This is a genomic window from Bradyrhizobium sp. 44 (assembly GCF_023073095.1).
GTDB lineage: Bacteria > Pseudomonadota > Alphaproteobacteria > Rhizobiales > Xanthobacteraceae > Bradyrhizobium.
Map to the genome: position 1 here is coordinate 274,016 of NZ_JADPIY010000029.1, position 16,491 is coordinate 290,506.

At 62.7% G+C, this 16,491-nt stretch carries 18 protein-coding genes; 13 read left to right on the plus strand and 5 right to left on the minus strand.

The genetic code is table 11. From position 1 onward, the window contains the following. Window positions 1–93: 93 nt before the first annotated feature. From IVB41_RS27080 to IVB41_RS27090, 3 genes are all read right to left on the minus strand, one after another. Window positions 94–1,644, minus strand: a complete 1,551-nt coding sequence (locus IVB41_RS27080; RefSeq protein ID WP_247436880.1) for an FAD-dependent monooxygenase — start codon at window positions 1,642–1,644, stop codon at window positions 94–96. 260 nt (window positions 1,645–1,904) lie between these two features. Next, the gene (locus IVB41_RS27085; RefSeq protein ID WP_027566639.1) at window positions 1,905–2,249 is read right to left on the minus strand and encodes a response regulator; all 345 of its coding nucleotides are present in this window, start codon (window positions 2,247–2,249) and stop codon (window positions 1,905–1,907) included. Between the two features lie 140 nt (window positions 2,250–2,389). After that, a complete protein-coding gene (locus IVB41_RS27090; RefSeq protein WP_247436886.1) occupies window positions 2,390–2,590 on the minus strand; it encodes a hypothetical protein in 201 nt (66 codons plus the stop codon). A 443-nt stretch (window positions 2,591–3,033) separates the two neighbouring features. Between IVB41_RS27090 and IVB41_RS27095 the strand changes: the two genes are divergently transcribed. From IVB41_RS27095 to IVB41_RS27125, 7 genes are all read left to right on the plus strand, one after another. Beyond that, window positions 3,034–3,378 (plus strand): hypothetical protein, encoded by a 345-nt coding sequence (locus IVB41_RS27095; protein WP_407062502.1) that lies wholly within the window; start codon window positions 3,034–3,036, stop codon window positions 3,376–3,378. A 103-nt stretch (window positions 3,379–3,481) separates the two neighbouring features. Further along, entirely contained in the window at window positions 3,482–3,865 is a 384-nt protein-coding gene (locus tag IVB41_RS27100; RefSeq protein ID WP_247436889.1) for a phage terminase large subunit, read from the plus strand. Next, on the plus strand, window positions 3,862–4,161 hold the full coding sequence (locus IVB41_RS27105) for a hypothetical protein (protein WP_247436892.1): 300 nt from the start codon (window positions 3,862–3,864) through the stop codon (window positions 4,159–4,161). The genes IVB41_RS27100 and IVB41_RS27105 overlap by 4 nt, the downstream gene beginning before the upstream one ends. A 48-nt stretch (window positions 4,162–4,209) precedes the next feature. Further along, entirely contained in the window at window positions 4,210–4,638 is a 429-nt protein-coding gene (locus IVB41_RS27110; protein ID WP_247436895.1) for a GNAT family N-acetyltransferase, read from the plus strand. Window positions 4,639–4,877: 239 nt separating this feature from the next. Then, entirely contained in the window at window positions 4,878–6,146 is a 1,269-nt protein-coding gene (locus IVB41_RS27115; protein WP_247438168.1) for a CaiB/BaiF CoA-transferase family protein, read from the plus strand. 106 nt (window positions 6,147–6,252) lie between these two features. Beyond that, on the plus strand, window positions 6,253–7,482 hold the full coding sequence (locus tag IVB41_RS27120; RefSeq protein WP_247436898.1) for an acyl-CoA dehydrogenase family protein: 1,230 nt from the start codon (window positions 6,253–6,255) through the stop codon (window positions 7,480–7,482). A gap of 9 nt (window positions 7,483–7,491) precedes the next feature. Further along, window positions 7,492–8,037: a flavin reductase family protein gene (locus IVB41_RS27125; protein ID WP_247356512.1), complete on the plus strand. Its 546-nt coding sequence runs from the start codon at window positions 7,492–7,494 to the stop codon at window positions 8,035–8,037. A gap of 25 nt (window positions 8,038–8,062) precedes the next feature. Here IVB41_RS27125 and IVB41_RS27130 read toward each other — a convergent pair whose 3' ends face one another. Then, window positions 8,063–9,154 carry an NAD(P)-dependent oxidoreductase gene (locus IVB41_RS27130; RefSeq protein WP_346770873.1) on the minus strand — a complete coding sequence of 364 codons (1,092 nt, stop codon included), beginning with the start codon at window positions 9,152–9,154 and terminating at the stop codon, window positions 8,063–8,065. Between the two features lies 1 nt (window position 9,155). Here IVB41_RS27130 and IVB41_RS27135 point away from each other — a divergent pair, with 1 nt between their 5' ends. The 6 genes from IVB41_RS27135 (at window position 9,156) to IVB41_RS27160 (ending at window position 15,500) form a co-directional block, all read left to right on the plus strand. Next, the gene (locus IVB41_RS27135) at window positions 9,156–10,133 is read left to right on the plus strand and encodes an ABC transporter substrate-binding protein (protein ID WP_247356515.1); all 978 of its coding nucleotides are present in this window, start codon (window positions 9,156–9,158) and stop codon (window positions 10,131–10,133) included. Between the two features lie 77 nt (window positions 10,134–10,210). Further along, window positions 10,211–11,905, plus strand: a complete 1,695-nt coding sequence (ilvD, locus tag IVB41_RS27140) for a dihydroxy-acid dehydratase (RefSeq protein ID WP_247356516.1) — start codon at window positions 10,211–10,213, stop codon at window positions 11,903–11,905. Window positions 11,906–12,026: 121 nt separating this feature from the next. Continuing rightward, window positions 12,027–12,872: an ABC transporter ATP-binding protein gene (locus IVB41_RS27145; protein ID WP_247356517.1), complete on the plus strand. Its 846-nt coding sequence runs from the start codon at window positions 12,027–12,029 to the stop codon at window positions 12,870–12,872. Further along, window positions 12,869–13,654, plus strand: coding sequence for an ABC transporter permease (locus IVB41_RS27150; RefSeq protein ID WP_027566683.1), 786 nt, complete (start codon window positions 12,869–12,871; stop codon window positions 13,652–13,654). Before IVB41_RS27145 ends, IVB41_RS27150 begins: the two co-directional genes overlap by 4 nt. Then, complete coding sequence (locus IVB41_RS27155) at window positions 13,651–14,418, plus strand: ABC transporter permease (protein ID WP_027519277.1); 768 nt, start codon at window positions 13,651–13,653, stop codon at window positions 14,416–14,418. The genes IVB41_RS27150 and IVB41_RS27155 overlap by 4 nt, the downstream gene beginning before the upstream one ends. Window positions 14,419–14,453: 35 nt before the next feature. Next, complete coding sequence (locus IVB41_RS27160; RefSeq protein ID WP_247356518.1) at window positions 14,454–15,500, plus strand: peptidase M29; 1,047 nt, start codon at window positions 14,454–14,456, stop codon at window positions 15,498–15,500. Here IVB41_RS27160 and IVB41_RS27165 read toward each other — a convergent pair. Further along, the gene (locus tag IVB41_RS27165; RefSeq protein WP_247436906.1) at window positions 15,497–16,489 is read right to left on the minus strand and encodes a 3-hydroxybutyryl-CoA dehydrogenase; all 993 of its coding nucleotides are present in this window, start codon (window positions 16,487–16,489) and stop codon (window positions 15,497–15,499) included. The genes IVB41_RS27160 and IVB41_RS27165 overlap by 4 nt on opposite strands. Window positions 16,490–16,491: the final 2 nt, after the last annotated feature.

Below are 16,491 nucleotides of genomic sequence, written 5' to 3' on the forward strand. Positions count from 1 at the left end.
CGAGTCGGGAGAGACTGAATTTCGCCATCCACGGGTCATATCCGACCCCTTGTGGCGTTTGCGCGATAATACCGCATTAATGAATTACACGCCCTAGGTCGCAGCCGCTCCGAACCACTTCGTCAGCGCCTCCGCGGGTCCGTATTGGCTCTCATCTCCCACCCAGGCCACATGCCCGTCGGGCCGCACCAGAACGGCTTTGGGCGCCGCAACCTGTCCGATCGTCGGAAGCTCCCAAGTGCCGTCGTATTCGGCATCCACTGTCTTGATGCGATCCGCCCATGGTGCGATATCGAAACTGTTCTTCTCGGCAAAATTGAGCAGAAAGCCTCGCGCGTCGTGCAGCAGCGTGAACAGTTTTAGCGGACGCCCCTCGACCGTCAAATCGAGATCGGGCATGCGCCGCCCGAGCAGCGCGTGGCCTTGGCCGAGATCATAGTGCACGTCGAGCCCGCTCATCATCGCGCCAAAACGTTGGCGCGGCGCGTCCATCGCGAGCAGTTCGGCGACGATGTCGCGCGCGGCCTTGAGGCCGTCCTCGCCGCGGCGGAGCAGGGCGATTTGCGCCATGGTGTTGCGCAAGGTCCGCGCGCCGACGGGATGGCGCTCGGCATGGTAGCTGTCGAGCAGGCTGTCAGGCGACAGGCCCTTGACCACTTGCGCGAGCTTCCAGCCGAGATTGACGGCGTCCTGCACGCCAATGTTGAGGCCCTGGCCGCCGACGGAGTGATGGATATGCGCGGCATCGCCGGCGAGCAGCACGCGTCGCTTGCGATAGGAAATCGCCTGCCGTGCCGCATCGGTGAAGCGGGAGATCCAGGACGGGTTCTGCAGGCCGAAGTCGGTGCCGTAGACGGCGACGAGGGCTTCGCTGAGATCGCGCGGACCGGGCGCGCCGGTGCGATCGAGCGTCGCTTCCGTCACGACCGCCAGCACGCGTCCGCTCTCGGTCTTGCTGAGGCCGTGAAAGCCGAGCGCGTCGTGGCGCAGGCCCCATGCGGGCTCGTCGCGCATCTCGACTTCGGCCATGAGGTTGCTCAGCGTCGGCCCGGAGCCTGCGAAGTCGATGCCGGCGGCCTTGCGCACCAGGCTGCGGCCGCCGTCACAGCCGACCAGATAATTCGCGCGCAAGGTCTCGCCGCCGGACAGCGTCACGTCGATGCCGGCCTCGTCCTGCGCAAATCCCGTCACCTCGCGGTTTCGATGGATCGGCACCGCGAGCTCGCCGACCCAGTCGGCCAGGATGCGCTCGATGTGGCTCTGCCGCAGGGCCAGCCCGTAAGCGTGCCGGGTGGGGAGGTCGCTGATGTCGAGCCTGGTCCAGGCGAAGCCTGCGAGCTGGGTGATCTGTCCTTCGCGCAGGAAACGATCCGCGACACCGCGCTGGTCGAGGATCTCGATGCTGCGCGCATGCAAGCCGCCGGCGCGCGTGCCGACCAGTTCCTGATCGGCGCGCCGTTCGACCATTGCGACATCGACATGCGCGAGCGCGAGCTCCGCGGCCAGCATCAAGCCAGTCGGGCCACCGCCGGCGATCACGACGGCGTGGTCTTTCGCGCGGTCTCTCACATGGTCTTGCGCGTGATGGGCGCCGGCCCCTTTGCTGTGGCCGCGCGTCCGGGACGTCGGAAGCAGTACAGGCATGTGATGACCCCTCGGGTTTGGATGGTGTTCGGGTCGAGGGTTCTACGGCAGGGTCGGGGGCTTGAAGCAAGCCCGTTGCACACCACATATCTGAGTGGGGAGAGGGAAATCCTTTGTCCGCATTCGGCGCGTTGACACGTCGGGCAAAACACCGGCATAATGCCATCGTCGAAAAGAGTTTGGTTCAACCCGCGCGGACGCGATCCGCCGCGGGTTTTGTTTTGGGGTTTGAGCTTTCCGGCGTTGCGGGCTTGCGACCTTCAGCAGATGCCGGTGGTCCGCTGCATGGTGCTGGCGAGTTCCTCGAACGAGAACGGCTTTCTGATCATGGGAAGGCCGTCGCGCCGGGGTTCACGTCCCGACAATTGCAGGATCTTCAGTTCCGGGCGGCGTCGTCTGGCCAGCTCGGCGAGTTCGTGACCGTCCATGCCCGGCATGTTGATGTCGGTGATGAGGATGGAGATGTCCTGGTTCTGCCTGAGCCGGTCGAGCGCATCCGGGCCGCTATTGGCGCTGATGACGCCGCAGCCGAGATCTTCCAGCATGCCCACAAGGACATCGAGCACGCCGGGATCGTCGTCAACAACCAGTACGGTGTGGCTCATCGCAGAATGTTCCTCCTGAAGGAATAAACGCGCCCGCCTTGGTGTAAGTTCCGCACGGCGTGGTCGAATGAGGATGTTTTGCACGTCACGCAGAGCGCGGCCGAAGAGCAACGTTGTGCTGCGCCCGCCTGCGGAGCGGCCTAATCGTCCTTCGACAAATCGCCGGGGCTGGTGGGGAGGTCGATGGTGCCGCCCTCGCCATGCACGAGATCGCGGTCGTTGTTGTCCGTGTCGCCGGGGTCTTCAACGACGGTCTCTTGCGTGTCGCGCGCCTTGTCGGTGCGCGGCTTTGGTCCTGTAAGATTTCGCGATGTGTCTTGTGATGGAGTCTTGAGCGTCATCTGCCGGCCTCCTGATCGCCTAACGCAGCTTGAGCGAATTCGTTCGTTTGACACGTCGGGCAAAACACCGGCATAATGCCATCATCGAGACGAGTTTGGTTGACCCGCGCGGAACGCATCCGCCGCGGGTTTTTTCGTCTCGATCGAGATCGGACGGCGGCGGCGCATTGCGGCCACGCACTCGTCAAACCTGGAGCGCCGATCGGCGCGCCGTCGTCCGTACCATTGCTGGCCGTCACGCGCGAACGTGCCGGCCCGCGGCGCTGGGCCAGTGCTCGCGCCGCTGCGGTCTCCGGGAGCGGAGATAGGGTTCGCGCCCGAAACGATCGCGCTTCGTCTCGCGATCTGCCGCGCATTTCTTTTTGTGGAGAAGTCATGACAGCCTATCTGATATCGCTCGCACTCGCGGGCCTGGTTGCAATCGTGCTGTGGGAGACGTTGTCTTGAGCGAGGACATGGAAATTGCGCTCGTGAGCGAGCCGGTCCGCGCGCCTGCGCGACGGAAGACGTCCAGCGCGCGCACCCTGACCGAAATCCGCTCGCTGGCACGGAGTCACACCAGAACCGCGCTCAGGGTGCTGGTCGGCATCATGCGCAGCGACGATGCAACGCCGGCCGCCCGTGTCTCCGCCGCCAATGCAATCCTCGATCGCGGCTGGGGCAAGGCGGCGCAGCCGGTCGAGAATGGGGAGGATCGCGTGCTGGAATTGATTCACCGGATCGAGCGCATCATCGTGTATCCGGCAAGCCTGCGCGATGCGGATGCTGGGATGACGCCTAAGCCGTGAAAAGATCGATCTGGAATTCGGTTCCGACACTCCGAGCAACGAGGACTGGTCCGCGATGTGGCGGAGGCGTGCCGGCCGGTCGTAGTGCGAGCGAGCGCATCCATTGTCCATCCTGAAAATTCCGACCGCCAAGATCTTCGAGCCACTGCTGCAACCCGCGCGCTACAAGGGCGTTTATGGTGGACGCGGCTCGGGCAAATCGCATTTTTTCGGCGAGCTTCTTGTCGAGACCTGTCAGGCCGAGCGCGGCACGCTCGCAGTCTGCATCCGCGAAGCGCAGCGGACGCTGGCGCAATCTTCCAAGCGGCTGATCGAGGGCAAGATCGCAAGTCTTGGTCTCGGCCACGGCTTCAAGTTCTTCAGCGACAAAATCGAAACGCCTGGCGACGGGTTGATCATCTTTCGCGGGCTTCAGGCCAATCTGGTTGTCTCCTTCTACTTCGCCAAGCGCGGCTTCGAGAATGTTGCGAGGATCATCAAGCGGTGAAGATGGCAGATGACGAAATCAGGGCGATCGTTGCCGAGACGCTGGCTGAGCAACAGAGGCTTCAGCAGGCGAACATCGATGCCATCGTATTGAGGACGGTGGCATCGGTGCTGGCGTCTTTCGGAATCGAAGATGACGACCGAAAGGAGCTGAGAGCTGATTTTCAGCACCTGCGCCGATGGCGAACGAGCGTGGAGCAGGCGCAGAGCTACACCTTCAAAGCCATCATTACGGTGATCGCCACCGGGCTGATGGGCGCGGTTTGGCTAGGCGTCAAGGTCGTGCTGGGCAAGTGAGCCTCAATCGGCACGATGTTACTGCACTCCACCCCAATGGACCGTCTCATGTACAGAATTCGCATCGTCGATGCATCCGATGTCGACATCGCCAATATATTGGCCGATCTGCATCAGTCGACGTTCTTCGATGCGGCTCCCTTGCCACGATTCGAGTTAGGGGCGTGGTGGCTTGCCTATCACGGCGATGAGCCGGTAGCATTCGCCGGTGTCGTGCCGTCAACGTACATTCGAAATGGCGGCTATTTCTCCAGGGTCGGTGTGTTGCAGCGGCACCGGGGACGTGACCTCCAGTGCAGGATGATGCGGGTGATCGAGGCAAGGGCACGGCGTACTGGATGGGACAGCATCGTCTCGGATACGACGGACAATCCGGTGTCCGCCAATAATTTCATCCGGGCGGGCTATCGGCTCTTCGAACCCCATGTGCCCTGGGCCTGGGCCCATACGCTTTACTGGCGAAAGCGGCTTCGCTGAGCGAGTGGAGCCAGGTTTCCCGTGGTGCGGAACGCGATTCACGCAACGTAAAAATGGTTCGCGCGAGATGAAGCGTAACACGGAACGTCCAAGGGCCCGGCAGCTTGACAGCTGCCGGGCCCTTTTTTGCGTATTGAAGCGATGCGGGCGAAGGACTTGCGAAGTCGGCGGTGCCGGGCTTTAAGTTTGCTCCTGCGGGAAATTCGGCAACCATAAGCCGATGTAGGGGAGCGCCGTCGATGCCCACCAAGCCTCAATTGCCGGAACGTTCGTCGCGCGCGACGGGGGCGCCTACCGCGCTCGACGGTCTGCTGGTCGTCGATTTCACGCGTGTGGTTGCCGGCCCGGCCTGTACGCAGACGCTTGCTGATTTCGGCGCGCACGTCATCAAGATCGAGAATCCGGACGGAGGCGATGACACGCGCGCGTATGAACACGCCGAGATCGGTGGAGAGAGCGCTGCCTATCTGAGCCTGAATCGCAACAAGCGTGGCATCACGCTCGACCTTACCGTGCCGGAGGCTCGTGAGATCGCGCTGGATTTGATTCGCAAGGCCGACGTGGTCGTCGAGAACTTCTCCAGCGGGGTCATGAAGAAATTTGGCCTCGACTATGAAACGGTTGCGCCGCTCAATCCGCGGTTGGTCTATTGCTCGATCTCCGCCTACGGGCGCACCGGACCGTTTGCCTCGCGTCCCGGCTTTGATCCGATCACGCAGGCGGAAAGCGGCTTCATGTCGCTCAACGGATTTGCTGATGGCCCGGCGGTTCGCACCGGCCCGCCGATCGTGGACATGGCGACGGGGATGTCTGCCTGCAACGCCATCCTGATGGCGCTGCTGGCGCGCGATCGGCTCGGTCGCGGCCAGCATGTCGAGGTCGCCCTGTTCGACGTCGCGATGGGCATGACCGGCTTCTATGGCATGGCCTATCTGATCAACGGCGAAAATCCCGGCCGGTTTGGTAATTCGCCGAGTGGCTCTCCTACCGTCGGCGTGTACGAGGCCTCCGATGGGGCGCTTTACATGGCCTGCGCGAACGACCGGCTCTATCGCCGGCTGGTTGTCGAGGTGCTGAACCGGCCGGAACTGATCACCGATCCGCAGTTTGCCTCGCGCAAGGCGCGTTCCGAGAACAAGGAGCTTCTGCGGGCAGCCATCGCGGAGGTCTTTGCGAGCGATACTCTCGAGAACTGGATGACCAAGATGAAGCTGGCCAATATCCCGGTCGGCTATCTCCGGACGGTAGAGGAGGGGTTCAATGCACCGGAGGCGCGAGAGCGCCATCGCTTGAACCGGATTCCACATCGTACGGCAGAGTGGGTCCCGAACATCGAGCCGCCGATCAGTATGAGCTTGACGGGAACGATCGATCCCGTGGCTGCCCCCTTGTTGGGCGAGCATACCAACGACGTCCTGCGTCACACGCTCGGATACGACAGTCATCGGATCTCGGAGTTCAACCAAAAGGGGGCTTTTGGATCGGGCAAGCCATCGGAGCAGGTCTGAACCCAAGCGGTCGTTCCCTTGGGACGTGCAAATCGCGCCCTTTCGCTGCATCCGCTTGATTTGGCGATGTTCCAGCCGCATAAATGCGTGAAAGCGAGGGATACGAATGGCGCCTGGTCAAGAGCCGAGCGTGGGCCGGCCCGCAGGGGCGCAATTCGATGAACCTGCCCATGCGGCAATGGTCGCGAAGGCGCGCGCGCTCATCCCACGGCTGCGAGAACGGGCGGCGCGGACGGAGGAGTTGCGGCATTTGCCGCCCGAAACGGAGAAGGATCTGCACGACGCGGGCCTGTTCCGGATGCTTCAGCCCAAGCGCATTGGCGGCGCAGAACTCGATTATGTCGCCTTGATCGACTGCGCGGATTTGCTCGGACAGGCGGACGCCTCGGTGGCGTGGAATCTGGCCAATCTGGCGAGCCATCACTGGATGCTCGGCATGTTCGAGCCGGCGGCGCAGGAACTGGTCTGGGGCCGTGACCCGGACGCGCTGATCGCGTCCTCGTTCATTTTTCCCGCCGGACGTGCCACGAGAGTCGAGGGCGGATACCGGCTCCATGGCAGCTGGCCGTTCTCCTCGGGCGTTGCCTCCTGCGCATGGAACATGCTTGCAAGCGTGGTCTACTCCGACGATGAGGCAGATGGCATCGAGTATCGGATATTTCTGCTGCCGAAAGCCGACTACAAGGTCCTCGACACCTGGAATGTCGCGGGGCTGCGTGGGACAGGGTCCTGCGACGTGGAGGTCAGGGACGCTTTCGTGCCCGAGGACATGACGGTTGCAGTCGGCGATCTTGACGGTGGTCCGACGCCGGGAAGCAAGCTCAATCCTAGCCCGCTGTATGAGCTCCCGGTGTTCTCGCTGTTTCCCTACGTCCTCTCCGGTGTCGCGCTGGGGAACGCGCAGGCGTGTCTCGACGACTATGCGGAGGTCGTCCGTCATCGGATTTCCACCTACAACCACGCCAGGCTGAGCGACTTTCAAAGCACCCAGATCAAGATCGCCGAGGCCTCGGCGAAAATCGACGCTGCACGCCTGATCATGCGATCGGCCTGTCTGAATGCCATGGAGGATGCGCGGCGGGGTCATATCCCCGATATGGCGACCAAGACCAGATATCGGCGCGACGGCGCCTTTTCAGTAAACTTCTGCACGGATGCGGTGTCGATGCTGTTTGCCGCGAGCGGAGCACGGGGCCTGTTCACGACGGGCGCGTTGCAGCGGCAATTCCGCGATGCGCACGCGATCAATTCGCATCTCGCGTTCAATTTCGATGCAGCCGGGACCAACTATGGACGCGTGGCGTTGGGCCTGCCGTCCGAGAATCTCACGCTGTGAGGCCGGCCGATGAATGATCTGCCGAAGCAGCCGGCCGTTCCCGATCCGGCCAACGAACTCGCGAGCGACAACTCGCCGATCGATCCCCGTGATTTCCGCAGTGCGCTAGGCACCTACGCCACGGGGGTGACGATCATCACAGCCGCTGCGCCTGACGGCAAGCCCTATGGCCTGACGTGCAATTCGTTTGCCTCGGTCTCGCTGAATCCGCCGCTGGTTCTTTGGAGTCTCGTCGTCTATTCCTCTAGTCTGACCATCTTCCAGAACGCCAGTCATTTCACGGTCAACGTTCTTGGCGTTTCGCAACAGGCGCTTGCGAGCAAATTCGCCAAGTCGTCTGATGACAAGTTCACCGGTGTCGACTGGACGCCGGGCCTCGGCAACGCGCCGGTGCTCGCCGAGAGCGTCGCCAATTTTCAATGCCGCTCGGTCAATCGCTATTACGGCGGCGACCACGTGATCTTTCTCGGTGCGGTCGAGGCCTATACTTACAATGCGAAGGAGCCGCTGCTCTTCGCGCGCGGCGCGTTCGGCCGATTTCTCGCCGACAGCTAGCGCAAGCAGTCACAGCAAGCGTGCTTCAGTTCGCGCTCGATGATTCAGCGCTCCCTGCCGAAAGCTTGTAGATTTCGAGCGCATCCGCATCCGCGCCTCGCGCGGCCTTGGCGAGCCTGAAAAGTTGTCCGGCGAGCGAGGCCATGGGCACCGGGGTCGACGTCGTCTGCGCGGCATCGGCGACGGTATCGAGGTCCTTGAGCATTGTAGCGATTTGACCAAGCGGCGGTGAGTGAATGCCCTGGACCATTCGCGGCACGAACAGCTGTAACGGAATGGAGTCCGCGAAGCCGCCGGCGAGTGCTTCGGGCAACCGGTTGGCATCGATTCCGGCGTTCACGGCAAGGCGTGTTGCCTCCGCAAGAACAGCCATCGCGCATCCGACGATCACCTGATTGCATAGCTTTGTGGTCTGGCCGGCGCCGGTCGGGCCCATGTGGGTGAACCTTCGTGCCATGGCCAGTACGTAGGGGCGGACCCGCTCGATATCGCCTGCTTTTCCGCCGGCCATGATGGCAAGCGTGCCTTCCTCGGCGCCCTTGGTGCCACCGGACACCGGCGCATCGATCCAGCCCGCGCCGTTCGCAGCTAACAATCGTGTTGCAAGGTCCCGTGCGGCATCAGGATGGATCGACGAGAAGTCGACCACGAGCTTACCCGCGCCGGGCGCTGTTGAGATGCTCGTGGGCCCGAAGATCACCTCTTCCACGGCAGCCGCATCCGTCACGCACATGAAGACGATGTCCGAGCTCTCCATCAAGTCGCGTGGGCTGGCTGCGCGCCTGGCACCGGCTTCGACGAGCGCGGCCATCTTCCCTTCCGAACGGTTCCAGACAGTGACCTGATGGCCGGCGTTGAGCAGGCGCCGGCTCATCGGTGTCCCCATCAGTCCAAGGCCGAGATAGCCGAGCCGCTCGACGGCTTGCGGGTTTGTCTTGCTTGCCTCAGCCATAGGTTGCCTCCATCTGCTGCTGTGCGACGCTGCACTACCATATAGGGCGTATCCCACGACGAAACCGCCCGGCCTGCATGGCTTGCTTGATTGTTTGAACCATGAAACATTTGCCGCGGTCGGGTTGGATGGCGCGGGTCGGCGCCTGGGCAGCGGAGTGGGCACGATGCGAACCGTTTCGAAGTGGATCCTGGCTTTGGGGGCGGCAGCGGCCGTGAGCGCGGGCCCATCATGGGCGCAGCAGACAATTCGCGTCGGCTGGACGATTCCAGCCGAGGAATCCAAATACTGGATGATGCGCCGCCCGGCTGAGTTTCCCAACATCGGCAAGGCCTACAACATCGAATGGACCCAGTTTCAGGGCACCGCTCCGATGACGCAGGCCTTGGCGGCCGGCGCGCTGGATTGCGCGACGCAGGCGCCGCTGTCGCTCGCCAACGGCGTGGTTGGCGGCAACCTCAAGGCCTACATCGTGGCGCAGCACGTCTTCGAGAAGGCCGGCGGTTTCTCCGTCTACTGGGCTGTCATGGACGACTCCCCGATCAAGACGATCGCCGATCTCAAAGGCAAGACGGTCGGAATTTCCGTAATCGGCGGCGGCACGCAAGGCCCGTTCAATCTGTTGCTAAAGCAGAACGGCATCGATCCGGCCAAGGACATCAAGCTGGTCGAGGTCGGCTTTGCCGTCTCCGAAGATGCGTTGCGGCAGGGCCGCGTCGATGCGGTCAACATGAACCAGCCGTTTGCCGCGCGCGCGGAGGCAAAGGGCGGCACGCGGAAACTGTTCTCGCTGTCGCAGGCGATGCCGAACATCGTGCACATCCTGGAAGCCTGCCGTGCCGATTTCGTCGACAAGAACCCGGAATTGGTCAAGGCTTACGTGCGTGACATTACCTCCGGCATGAAGAAAGCGCTGGCGAACCGCGAAGAGACGTTGAAGGTCGTCAACGAAGTCCTGAAGGCACCTATTCCGGTTCTCGAGACCTATCTGCTCAAGGACAATGATTTTGGCCGCGATCCGGGTGCGGCGCCGAATTTCCCGGCGATCCAGAAGATGCTGGACATCTACGCGGAGACAGGGATGCTGCCGAAATTGGATGTCGCGCAATTCAAGCATTCGACGATTGTCGCTCCACTGCAATAGGCGATCGGGCGAACGAACCGAGCGAGAAGGTGTGGCGTCCAGGATGATCCGGGACGTTGCATGAAGAAGATGCACGTATGAAGAAGCTCCGATCTCGGATCACGACGGATGGTCTCGACCGGGCCCCGCACCGCGCATTCATGCGCGCCATGGGGCTCGACGACGCTGCGATTGCCAAGCCGATGGTCGGCGTCGTCAGCATGAAGGGCGAACAGACACCCTGCAACATGACGCACGACTTTCAGGTCGCGGCGGCCAAGACCGGAATTGAGGAGGCCGGCGGCACGCCGCGCGAGTTTTCGACCGTGTCGGTTTCCGATGGTATCAGCATGAATCACGAGGGGATGAAGTTCTCGCTGTTTTCGCGGGAGCTGATTGCCGACTCGATCGAAGCCGTCGTCCATGGTCTCGCCTACGATGCGCTGATCGGATATGGCGGATGCGACAAGACGCTTCCCGGCGTGATGATGGGCATGGTCCGGTGCAACGTCCCGTCCATTTTCATCTATGGCGGCAGCGCGCTGCCGGGCCGTATGGACGGGCGGACCCTCACCGTGCTCGACTCCTATGAGGCTGTCGGCAGCTTCATGACCGGAGAGATCGACAGTGCCACGCTCGAGCGCATCGAGCGGGCGTGCCTGCCGACCATCGGCGCGTGCGCCGGCCAATTCACTGCCAACACCATGGGGATGGTGTCGGAGGCGATGGGCCTCACCATTCCCAACGTGTCGATGGTGCCGGGTGTCTATGCCGAACGCGCGCAGATATCCAGGCGGGCCGGGCGCCTCGTCATGGAGATGCTGGAGCGCGGCGGGCCGTTGCCGCGCGACGTCGTGACGCGGAAATCCCTGGAAAACGGTGCGGCGATCGTGGCCGCCACGGGCGGTTCGACCAATGCTGCGCTACATCTGCCGGCGATCGCAAACGAGGCCGGGATCGCATTCACGATCGACGATGTCGGCGAGGTTTTTGCCAGGACGCCGCTGATTGGAAACCTGCGGCCTGGAGGCAAATATACGGCGAAGGATGTCTACGATATCGGCGGTGCCGCCGTGGTGATCCGGGAGCTGATCCAGAGCGGGCATATTGATGGCAGCTGCTTGTCTGTCACGGGCCGTACACTTGCCGAAGAATACGGCGCCGCCAATGCACCTGACGGCGAGGTCGTTTACGCGGCTCGCGCCCCGATCATGCCAGATGGCGGCGTCGCTGTGCTGAAGGGAAACCTCTGTCCCGACGGCGCGGTCATCAAGGTCGCGGGCCTGAAGAGTCAGTTCTTTGAAGGCGTGGCGCGCGTTTTCGAAGACGAGGAGGCCTGCGTCGCTGCGGTTCGTGATCGCACCTATCAGGCGGGCGAGGTTCTCGTGATCCGAAACGAGGGGCCGGTGGGCGGCCCCGGCATGCGCGAGATGCTCGGCGTCACGGCGCTGATCTATGGACAGGGCATGGGCGAGAAGGTGGCCCTGATCACGGATGGACGCTTCTCTGGCGCCACGCGCGGAATGTGCATCGGCTATGTGTCTCCCGAGGCCTTCGTCGGCGGTCCGCTGGCGCTGGTTCGCGATGGCGACAGGATCCGGATCGATGCTGCGAAGCGGCGGATGGATATGCTGGTCGACGAGCAGGAACTCGCTGCTCGCCGGCACGATTGGAAGCCGCGTCCGCCTCGTCACCGTGCCGGCGCGCTGGCGAAATATGCCCGATTGGTTGGCCAGGCACCGGGCGGAGCCGTGACGCATGAGGGGCCCGCGGAATGGCCCTGGTTCGGATGACGCGGCGCACTTGCCCGAAAACAGCCAAACGTCTGGCAAGTTTCTTGCTAAGCTCGCGTCGCTGACGAAGGATGTTCAGCAAGCCTGTTGCGCAGGGGTCGCGCGAACGAAGTGAGACGGGATGAAGGTAGTGCCTTCGAGATCGAGCGAATGGGTGAGACCGGTGACGCCGCAAAAACCGGCTTCTGCAATCATCGAGATCGAGAGCGTCTCGCAGGTATTTCAGACCTCGGCGCGCAAGGATCATGTAGCGCTATCGGACATCTCGCTGGCGATCGACGAAGGAGCCTTCGTCTCCATCCTTGGTCCGTCCGGCTGCGGCAAGTCGACACTGCTTTACGTCGTCGGCGGCTTCGTCAGCCCGACCAGCGGTTCAGCGAAGATCAAGGGACGGACGATCACGGGTCCAGGGCCGGATCGCGGCCCGGTGTTTCAGGAATTCGCATTGTTTCCGTGGAAGACCGTACTGGGCAATGTGATGTATGGCCCTCGCCAGCAGGGCGTGCGCACCGCCGAGGCGGAAGCACAGAGCCGGGCCTTGATCGAAATGGTCGGGCTCAAGGGCTATGAGAACTTCTATCCCAAGGAGCTGTCCGGCGGCATGAAGCAGCGCGTAGCGCTGGCTCGAACGCTGGCTTACCATCCTGAGGTTCTGTTGATGGACGAGCCGTTCGGCGCGCTCGATGCTCACACGAGAACGCGGCTGCAGAACGATCTGTTGAATATCTGGGAGCGTGATCGCAAGACGGTGCTGTTCGTCACTCATTCGGTGGACGAAGCGGTTTTCCTCTCAGACAAGGTCGTGATGATGTCGAAGTCCCCCGGCCGCATCCGCGAGGTCATCGACATCGATCTGCCGCGGCCGCGCCGCCGCAGCGATCTGCTGCTCGATCCACGCTACCAGAAATACGTGGTCGATATCGAGCGGATGTTCGACGAGACCGACCCTGTCGGGTCTCCGTCATGATATCGCCCGCCGCTTTGGCGAGACGGGCTGCCCCGGTGCTTGCCTGCATCGGATTGCTCGCGATCTGGCAGGCGGCGTCCCTCGCGTTGAAGAATGACAGCTTTCCGACGGCGATCGAAGCAATTCGTGCAATCCCGGACATTCTCGGGGACAAGGAATCGCTGATCAACATCCTGGCCTCGCTCCGCCGCATGGCGGTCGGGTTTGGCATAGCGGTATCGGTTTCGATTCCGCTCGGCCTGTTGATGGGCCGCAGCCGGGCCGTCGCGGCCTTCTTCAATCCGCTCCTGATGGTAATCTACCCGGTGCCGAAGGCCGCCTTGATGCCGATCATCATGCTGTGGCTCGGCGTCGGCGACATCACGAAGACGCTGGTGATCTTCCTCGGCGTCAGCTTGCCCGTGATCTATCACAGCTTCGAGGGCGCCAAGGCGGTGGAAGAGAAGATGCTATGGTCGGGTGCCGCGATGGGGCTTTCGCCTGCGCAACGGCTGGTCCGGATCGTACTGCCGGCGGCGCTGCCGGAAATTCTGACCGGTTGCCGCACCGGACTCGTGCTGGCGCTGATCACGATGATCACCAGCGAGATGATCGCCCGTCAGTCCGGCGCCGGCAACATCTTGTTCAACGCTCTCGACATGGGCCAATACGACACCGTCTTTGCGATGATCATCATCGTCGGCGCGATGGGAATATGCCTGGATGCGATCTTCGAGCGGGTCCGCGCAAGGCTGGTGCGCTGGTCTGAACCGCAGTTCGACATGCCGCTGAGCTTCTCATGATGCCGCAGCTTCGCTCCACCAGCATCATTCTCGGGCTTGCGCCGATCGTGCTGGTGATCGCGCTGTGGCAAGGCCTTGTATCGTTTGGCTTTGCGCCTGCTGTCTTGCTCCCGCCGCCGGGATACGTATTCAGCAGGCTGCTTCAGCAACTCCTGACCTGGACGTTTCAGCAGGAGATCGCGGCGACTCTGATCCGGCTGTTTGCCGGCTTCGCGATTGCGGTCGTGCTCGGTGTCAGCATCGGCATCGCCGCTGCCGCCAATCCGGCTATCAACGCCGTGGTTCGGCCGATCGTTCGCGTGCTTGCACCCTTGCCAAAGGTCGCGCTCTATCCAGCATTGCTGCTGCTGCTCGGCTTCGGTCACGGATCGAAGATCACGCTGGTGGCGGCGGATGCACTCTTTCCCATTCTGTTGTCTACCTATTACGGCGCGTCGACGGTGGAGCAGAAGCTGATCTGGTCGGCCATGGCGGCGGGAACGCCGCGCTATGAGATCCTGTTCAAGGTGGTGCTGCCGGCCGCGATGCCGTCGATCCTGACCGGTTGCCGGATCGGCCTTGTCATTTCCTGCATCGTGGTGTTTCTGGCGGAGATGATCACGTCGAGCGACGGGCTCGGACATGTGCTCGTCACGGCGGCCCGGACCTTTCAGGCCGTCGACATGTTCGTGCCGCTGATCACGATCTCGCTGCTGGGCCTGATCCTCAATGGTCTGCTGGGGGCAGTGCGCGCGTATCTGCTGCGGGGTTTCCCCGAAGCATGAACTGACGAAGAAGAAACAGAAAGACGGGAGTAGACATGCTGGCTGATCGCATTGAGGCAAAATGGATCGACGCATTTTGCGAGATTTTTGAGCGATGCGCCGTCAAGGCCGGCGATACCGCGGCGATCCTCTCGGAAACCCAGTCACGTGCGTTGAACGTTCATCTGGCGGAGCTCGCGCTGTTGCGGATGGGCGCCCGACCGTTTCACGTGGTCATGCCGACCCCGCGTAACCGGAATATCGTTCCGGTTCGCTCGACAGGGGCGAGCGAGGCGATCCAGCGGCTCGGCCCGGTCATTACCGCGCTTCAACAAGCCGGCTTTGTGGTGGATTGCACCATAGAGGGCTTGATGCATGCGGTGGAGACACCCGAGATCCTCAAAGCCGGCGCGCGCATCCTGGTGATCTCCAACGAGCATCCCGAAGCGCTGGAGCGGATGGTGCCGGATTCCGCGCTCGAGAAGCGCGTTCGCGCGGCGGCGAAGATGCTGCGCGGGACCAAGCGGATGCGGGTGACGTCGAAGGCCGGCACTGCGCTCGACGTCGATATGGTCGGCGCATCCACGGTCGGCGTGTGGGGGTGGACGGACAAGCCCGGTACACTGGCGCATTGGCCCGGCGGGATCGTCGTCAGCTTCCCCAAGAGCGGAACGATCAATGGCACGCTGGTGATGGCGCCAGGCGACATCAACCTGACTTTCAAGCGGTACCTGACGTCGCCGGTGAAGATGACACTGAAGGACGATTATGTCGTCGAGCTGGAAGGCGAGGGCACGGATGCCGCAATGATGCGTGCCTATCTTGAGGCCTGGGGCGATCGAGAAGCCTATGCGGTGTCGCATGTCGGCTTCGGCATGAATCCCCGCGCGCGCTACGAGGCGCTGTCGATGTATGACCAGCGCGACACCAACGGCACGGAAATTCGTGCCGTCTCCGGCAACTTCCTGTTCTCGACCGGTGCCAACGAATTCGCGGGCCGTTACACGGCGGGCCATTTCGATCTGCCGATGATGGGGACGACGATCGAGCTCGATGGTGCCGCCGTGGTGAGTGAAGGGGTGCTGCAGGACGTGTTCGGCTAGTTCCGATCGAGCACCGGCGGGCGAGCCAGGTCAAAGTGACGGAGCAGGTCGACCATGGCCTGAAGCCGTTTTGCCCGATAGGCGTCGATGTCCATACCTGAGTAATCGAGAAAGCCTGCGCCCGTTCGCAGGCCGATCCGGCCCTCCTGCATGTTCCGTGAAATGACCTCCGGCGCGCGATAGCGGTCGCTGCCGAGTGCGCCCTCGAGATAACGACTGGCGTAGTAGAGGATGTCGCCGCCGCCCCAATCGATGAATTCGAGCAGCCCAAGCACGGCGTAGCGGAAGCCGAAGCCGTAGCGGATCGCCTTGTCGATCTCCTCGGCGCTGGCGACGCCTTCCTCGACCATGCGCGCGGCCTCGTTCATCGCCAGCGCCTGGATGCGCGGAACGATGAAGCCGGGCGTCGCCGCGCAGACCACCGGCATCTTGCCGATGCCTTCGAGTAGCGCCTTGACCTCCTCGACGATGCCTGGATCGGTGGCCTTGCCTGGCGAAACCTCGACCAGCGGGATCAGATAGGCCGGATTGAGCCAGTGCACATTGAGGAAGCGGCGAGGATTCACGATCGCGCCAGAGAGATCGTCGACAAGGATGGTCGACGTCGTCGATGCGATGATCGTATCGGGGCCGACTTGTTTTGAGGCCGCCCCCAGCACATTTCGCTTGAGCTCGACGATCTCGGGGACCCCTTCGAAGATTATTCCCGCATCGGACAGTGCCGCATCGCTCTGGCTGGCCGGCACCACCGAGACCCGCGCGATCAGCGGATCGACATCCGCCTCGGTCAGTAGCCCCAGCTTCGCCAGGCTGGCAAAGGTCTTCCTGACTTCGCCGAGCGCATCTGCCTCCAGCCTGGCGAAATCTTCGGCTGAACGGGCCTTGATGTCGATCATCGTGACCATATGCCCCGCGTAGGCGAACGCGACGGCGATGCCGCGGCCCATCCGGCCGGCCCCGAGACAGGCGATTGTGGCTCGGCTGGTCATCG

Excerpts from the sequence above, each read along its gene's own strand:
- IVB41_RS27115 (WP_247438168.1), top strand. The coding sequence starts at position 4,878 with ATGCCCACCAAGCCTCAATTGCCGGAACGTTCGTCGCGCGCGACGGGG.
- IVB41_RS27120 (WP_247436898.1), top strand. The coding sequence starts at position 6,253 with ATGGCGCCTGGTCAAGAGCCGAGCGTGGGCCGGCCCGCAGGGGCGCAA.
- IVB41_RS27160 (WP_247356518.1), top strand. The coding sequence starts at position 14,454 with ATGCTGGCTGATCGCATTGAGGCAAAATGGATCGACGCATTTTGCGAG.
- IVB41_RS27150 (WP_027566683.1), top strand. The coding sequence starts at position 12,869 with ATGATATCGCCCGCCGCTTTGGCGAGACGGGCTGCCCCGGTGCTTGCC.
- IVB41_RS27135 (WP_247356515.1), top strand. The coding sequence starts at position 9,156 with ATGCGAACCGTTTCGAAGTGGATCCTGGCTTTGGGGGCGGCAGCGGCC.
- ilvD (WP_247356516.1), top strand. The coding sequence starts at position 10,211 with ATGAAGAAGCTCCGATCTCGGATCACGACGGATGGTCTCGACCGGGCC.
- IVB41_RS27155 (WP_027519277.1), top strand. The coding sequence starts at position 13,651 with ATGATGCCGCAGCTTCGCTCCACCAGCATCATTCTCGGGCTTGCGCCG.
- IVB41_RS27110 (WP_247436895.1), top strand. The coding sequence starts at position 4,210 with ATGTACAGAATTCGCATCGTCGATGCATCCGATGTCGACATCGCCAAT.
- IVB41_RS27145 (WP_247356517.1), top strand. The coding sequence starts at position 12,027 with ATGAAGGTAGTGCCTTCGAGATCGAGCGAATGGGTGAGACCGGTGACG.
- IVB41_RS27090 (WP_247436886.1), bottom strand. The coding sequence starts at position 2,590 with ATGACGCTCAAGACTCCATCACAAGACACATCGCGAAATCTTACAGGA.
- IVB41_RS27085 (WP_027566639.1), bottom strand. The coding sequence starts at position 2,249 with ATGAGCCACACCGTACTGGTTGTTGACGACGATCCCGGCGTGCTCGAT.
- IVB41_RS27080 (WP_247436880.1), bottom strand. The coding sequence starts at position 1,644 with ATGCCTGTACTGCTTCCGACGTCCCGGACGCGCGGCCACAGCAAAGGG.
- IVB41_RS27125 (WP_247356512.1), top strand. The coding sequence starts at position 7,492 with ATGAATGATCTGCCGAAGCAGCCGGCCGTTCCCGATCCGGCCAACGAA.
- IVB41_RS27165 (WP_247436906.1), bottom strand. The coding sequence starts at position 16,489 with ATGACCAGCCGAGCCACAATCGCCTGTCTCGGGGCCGGCCGGATGGGC.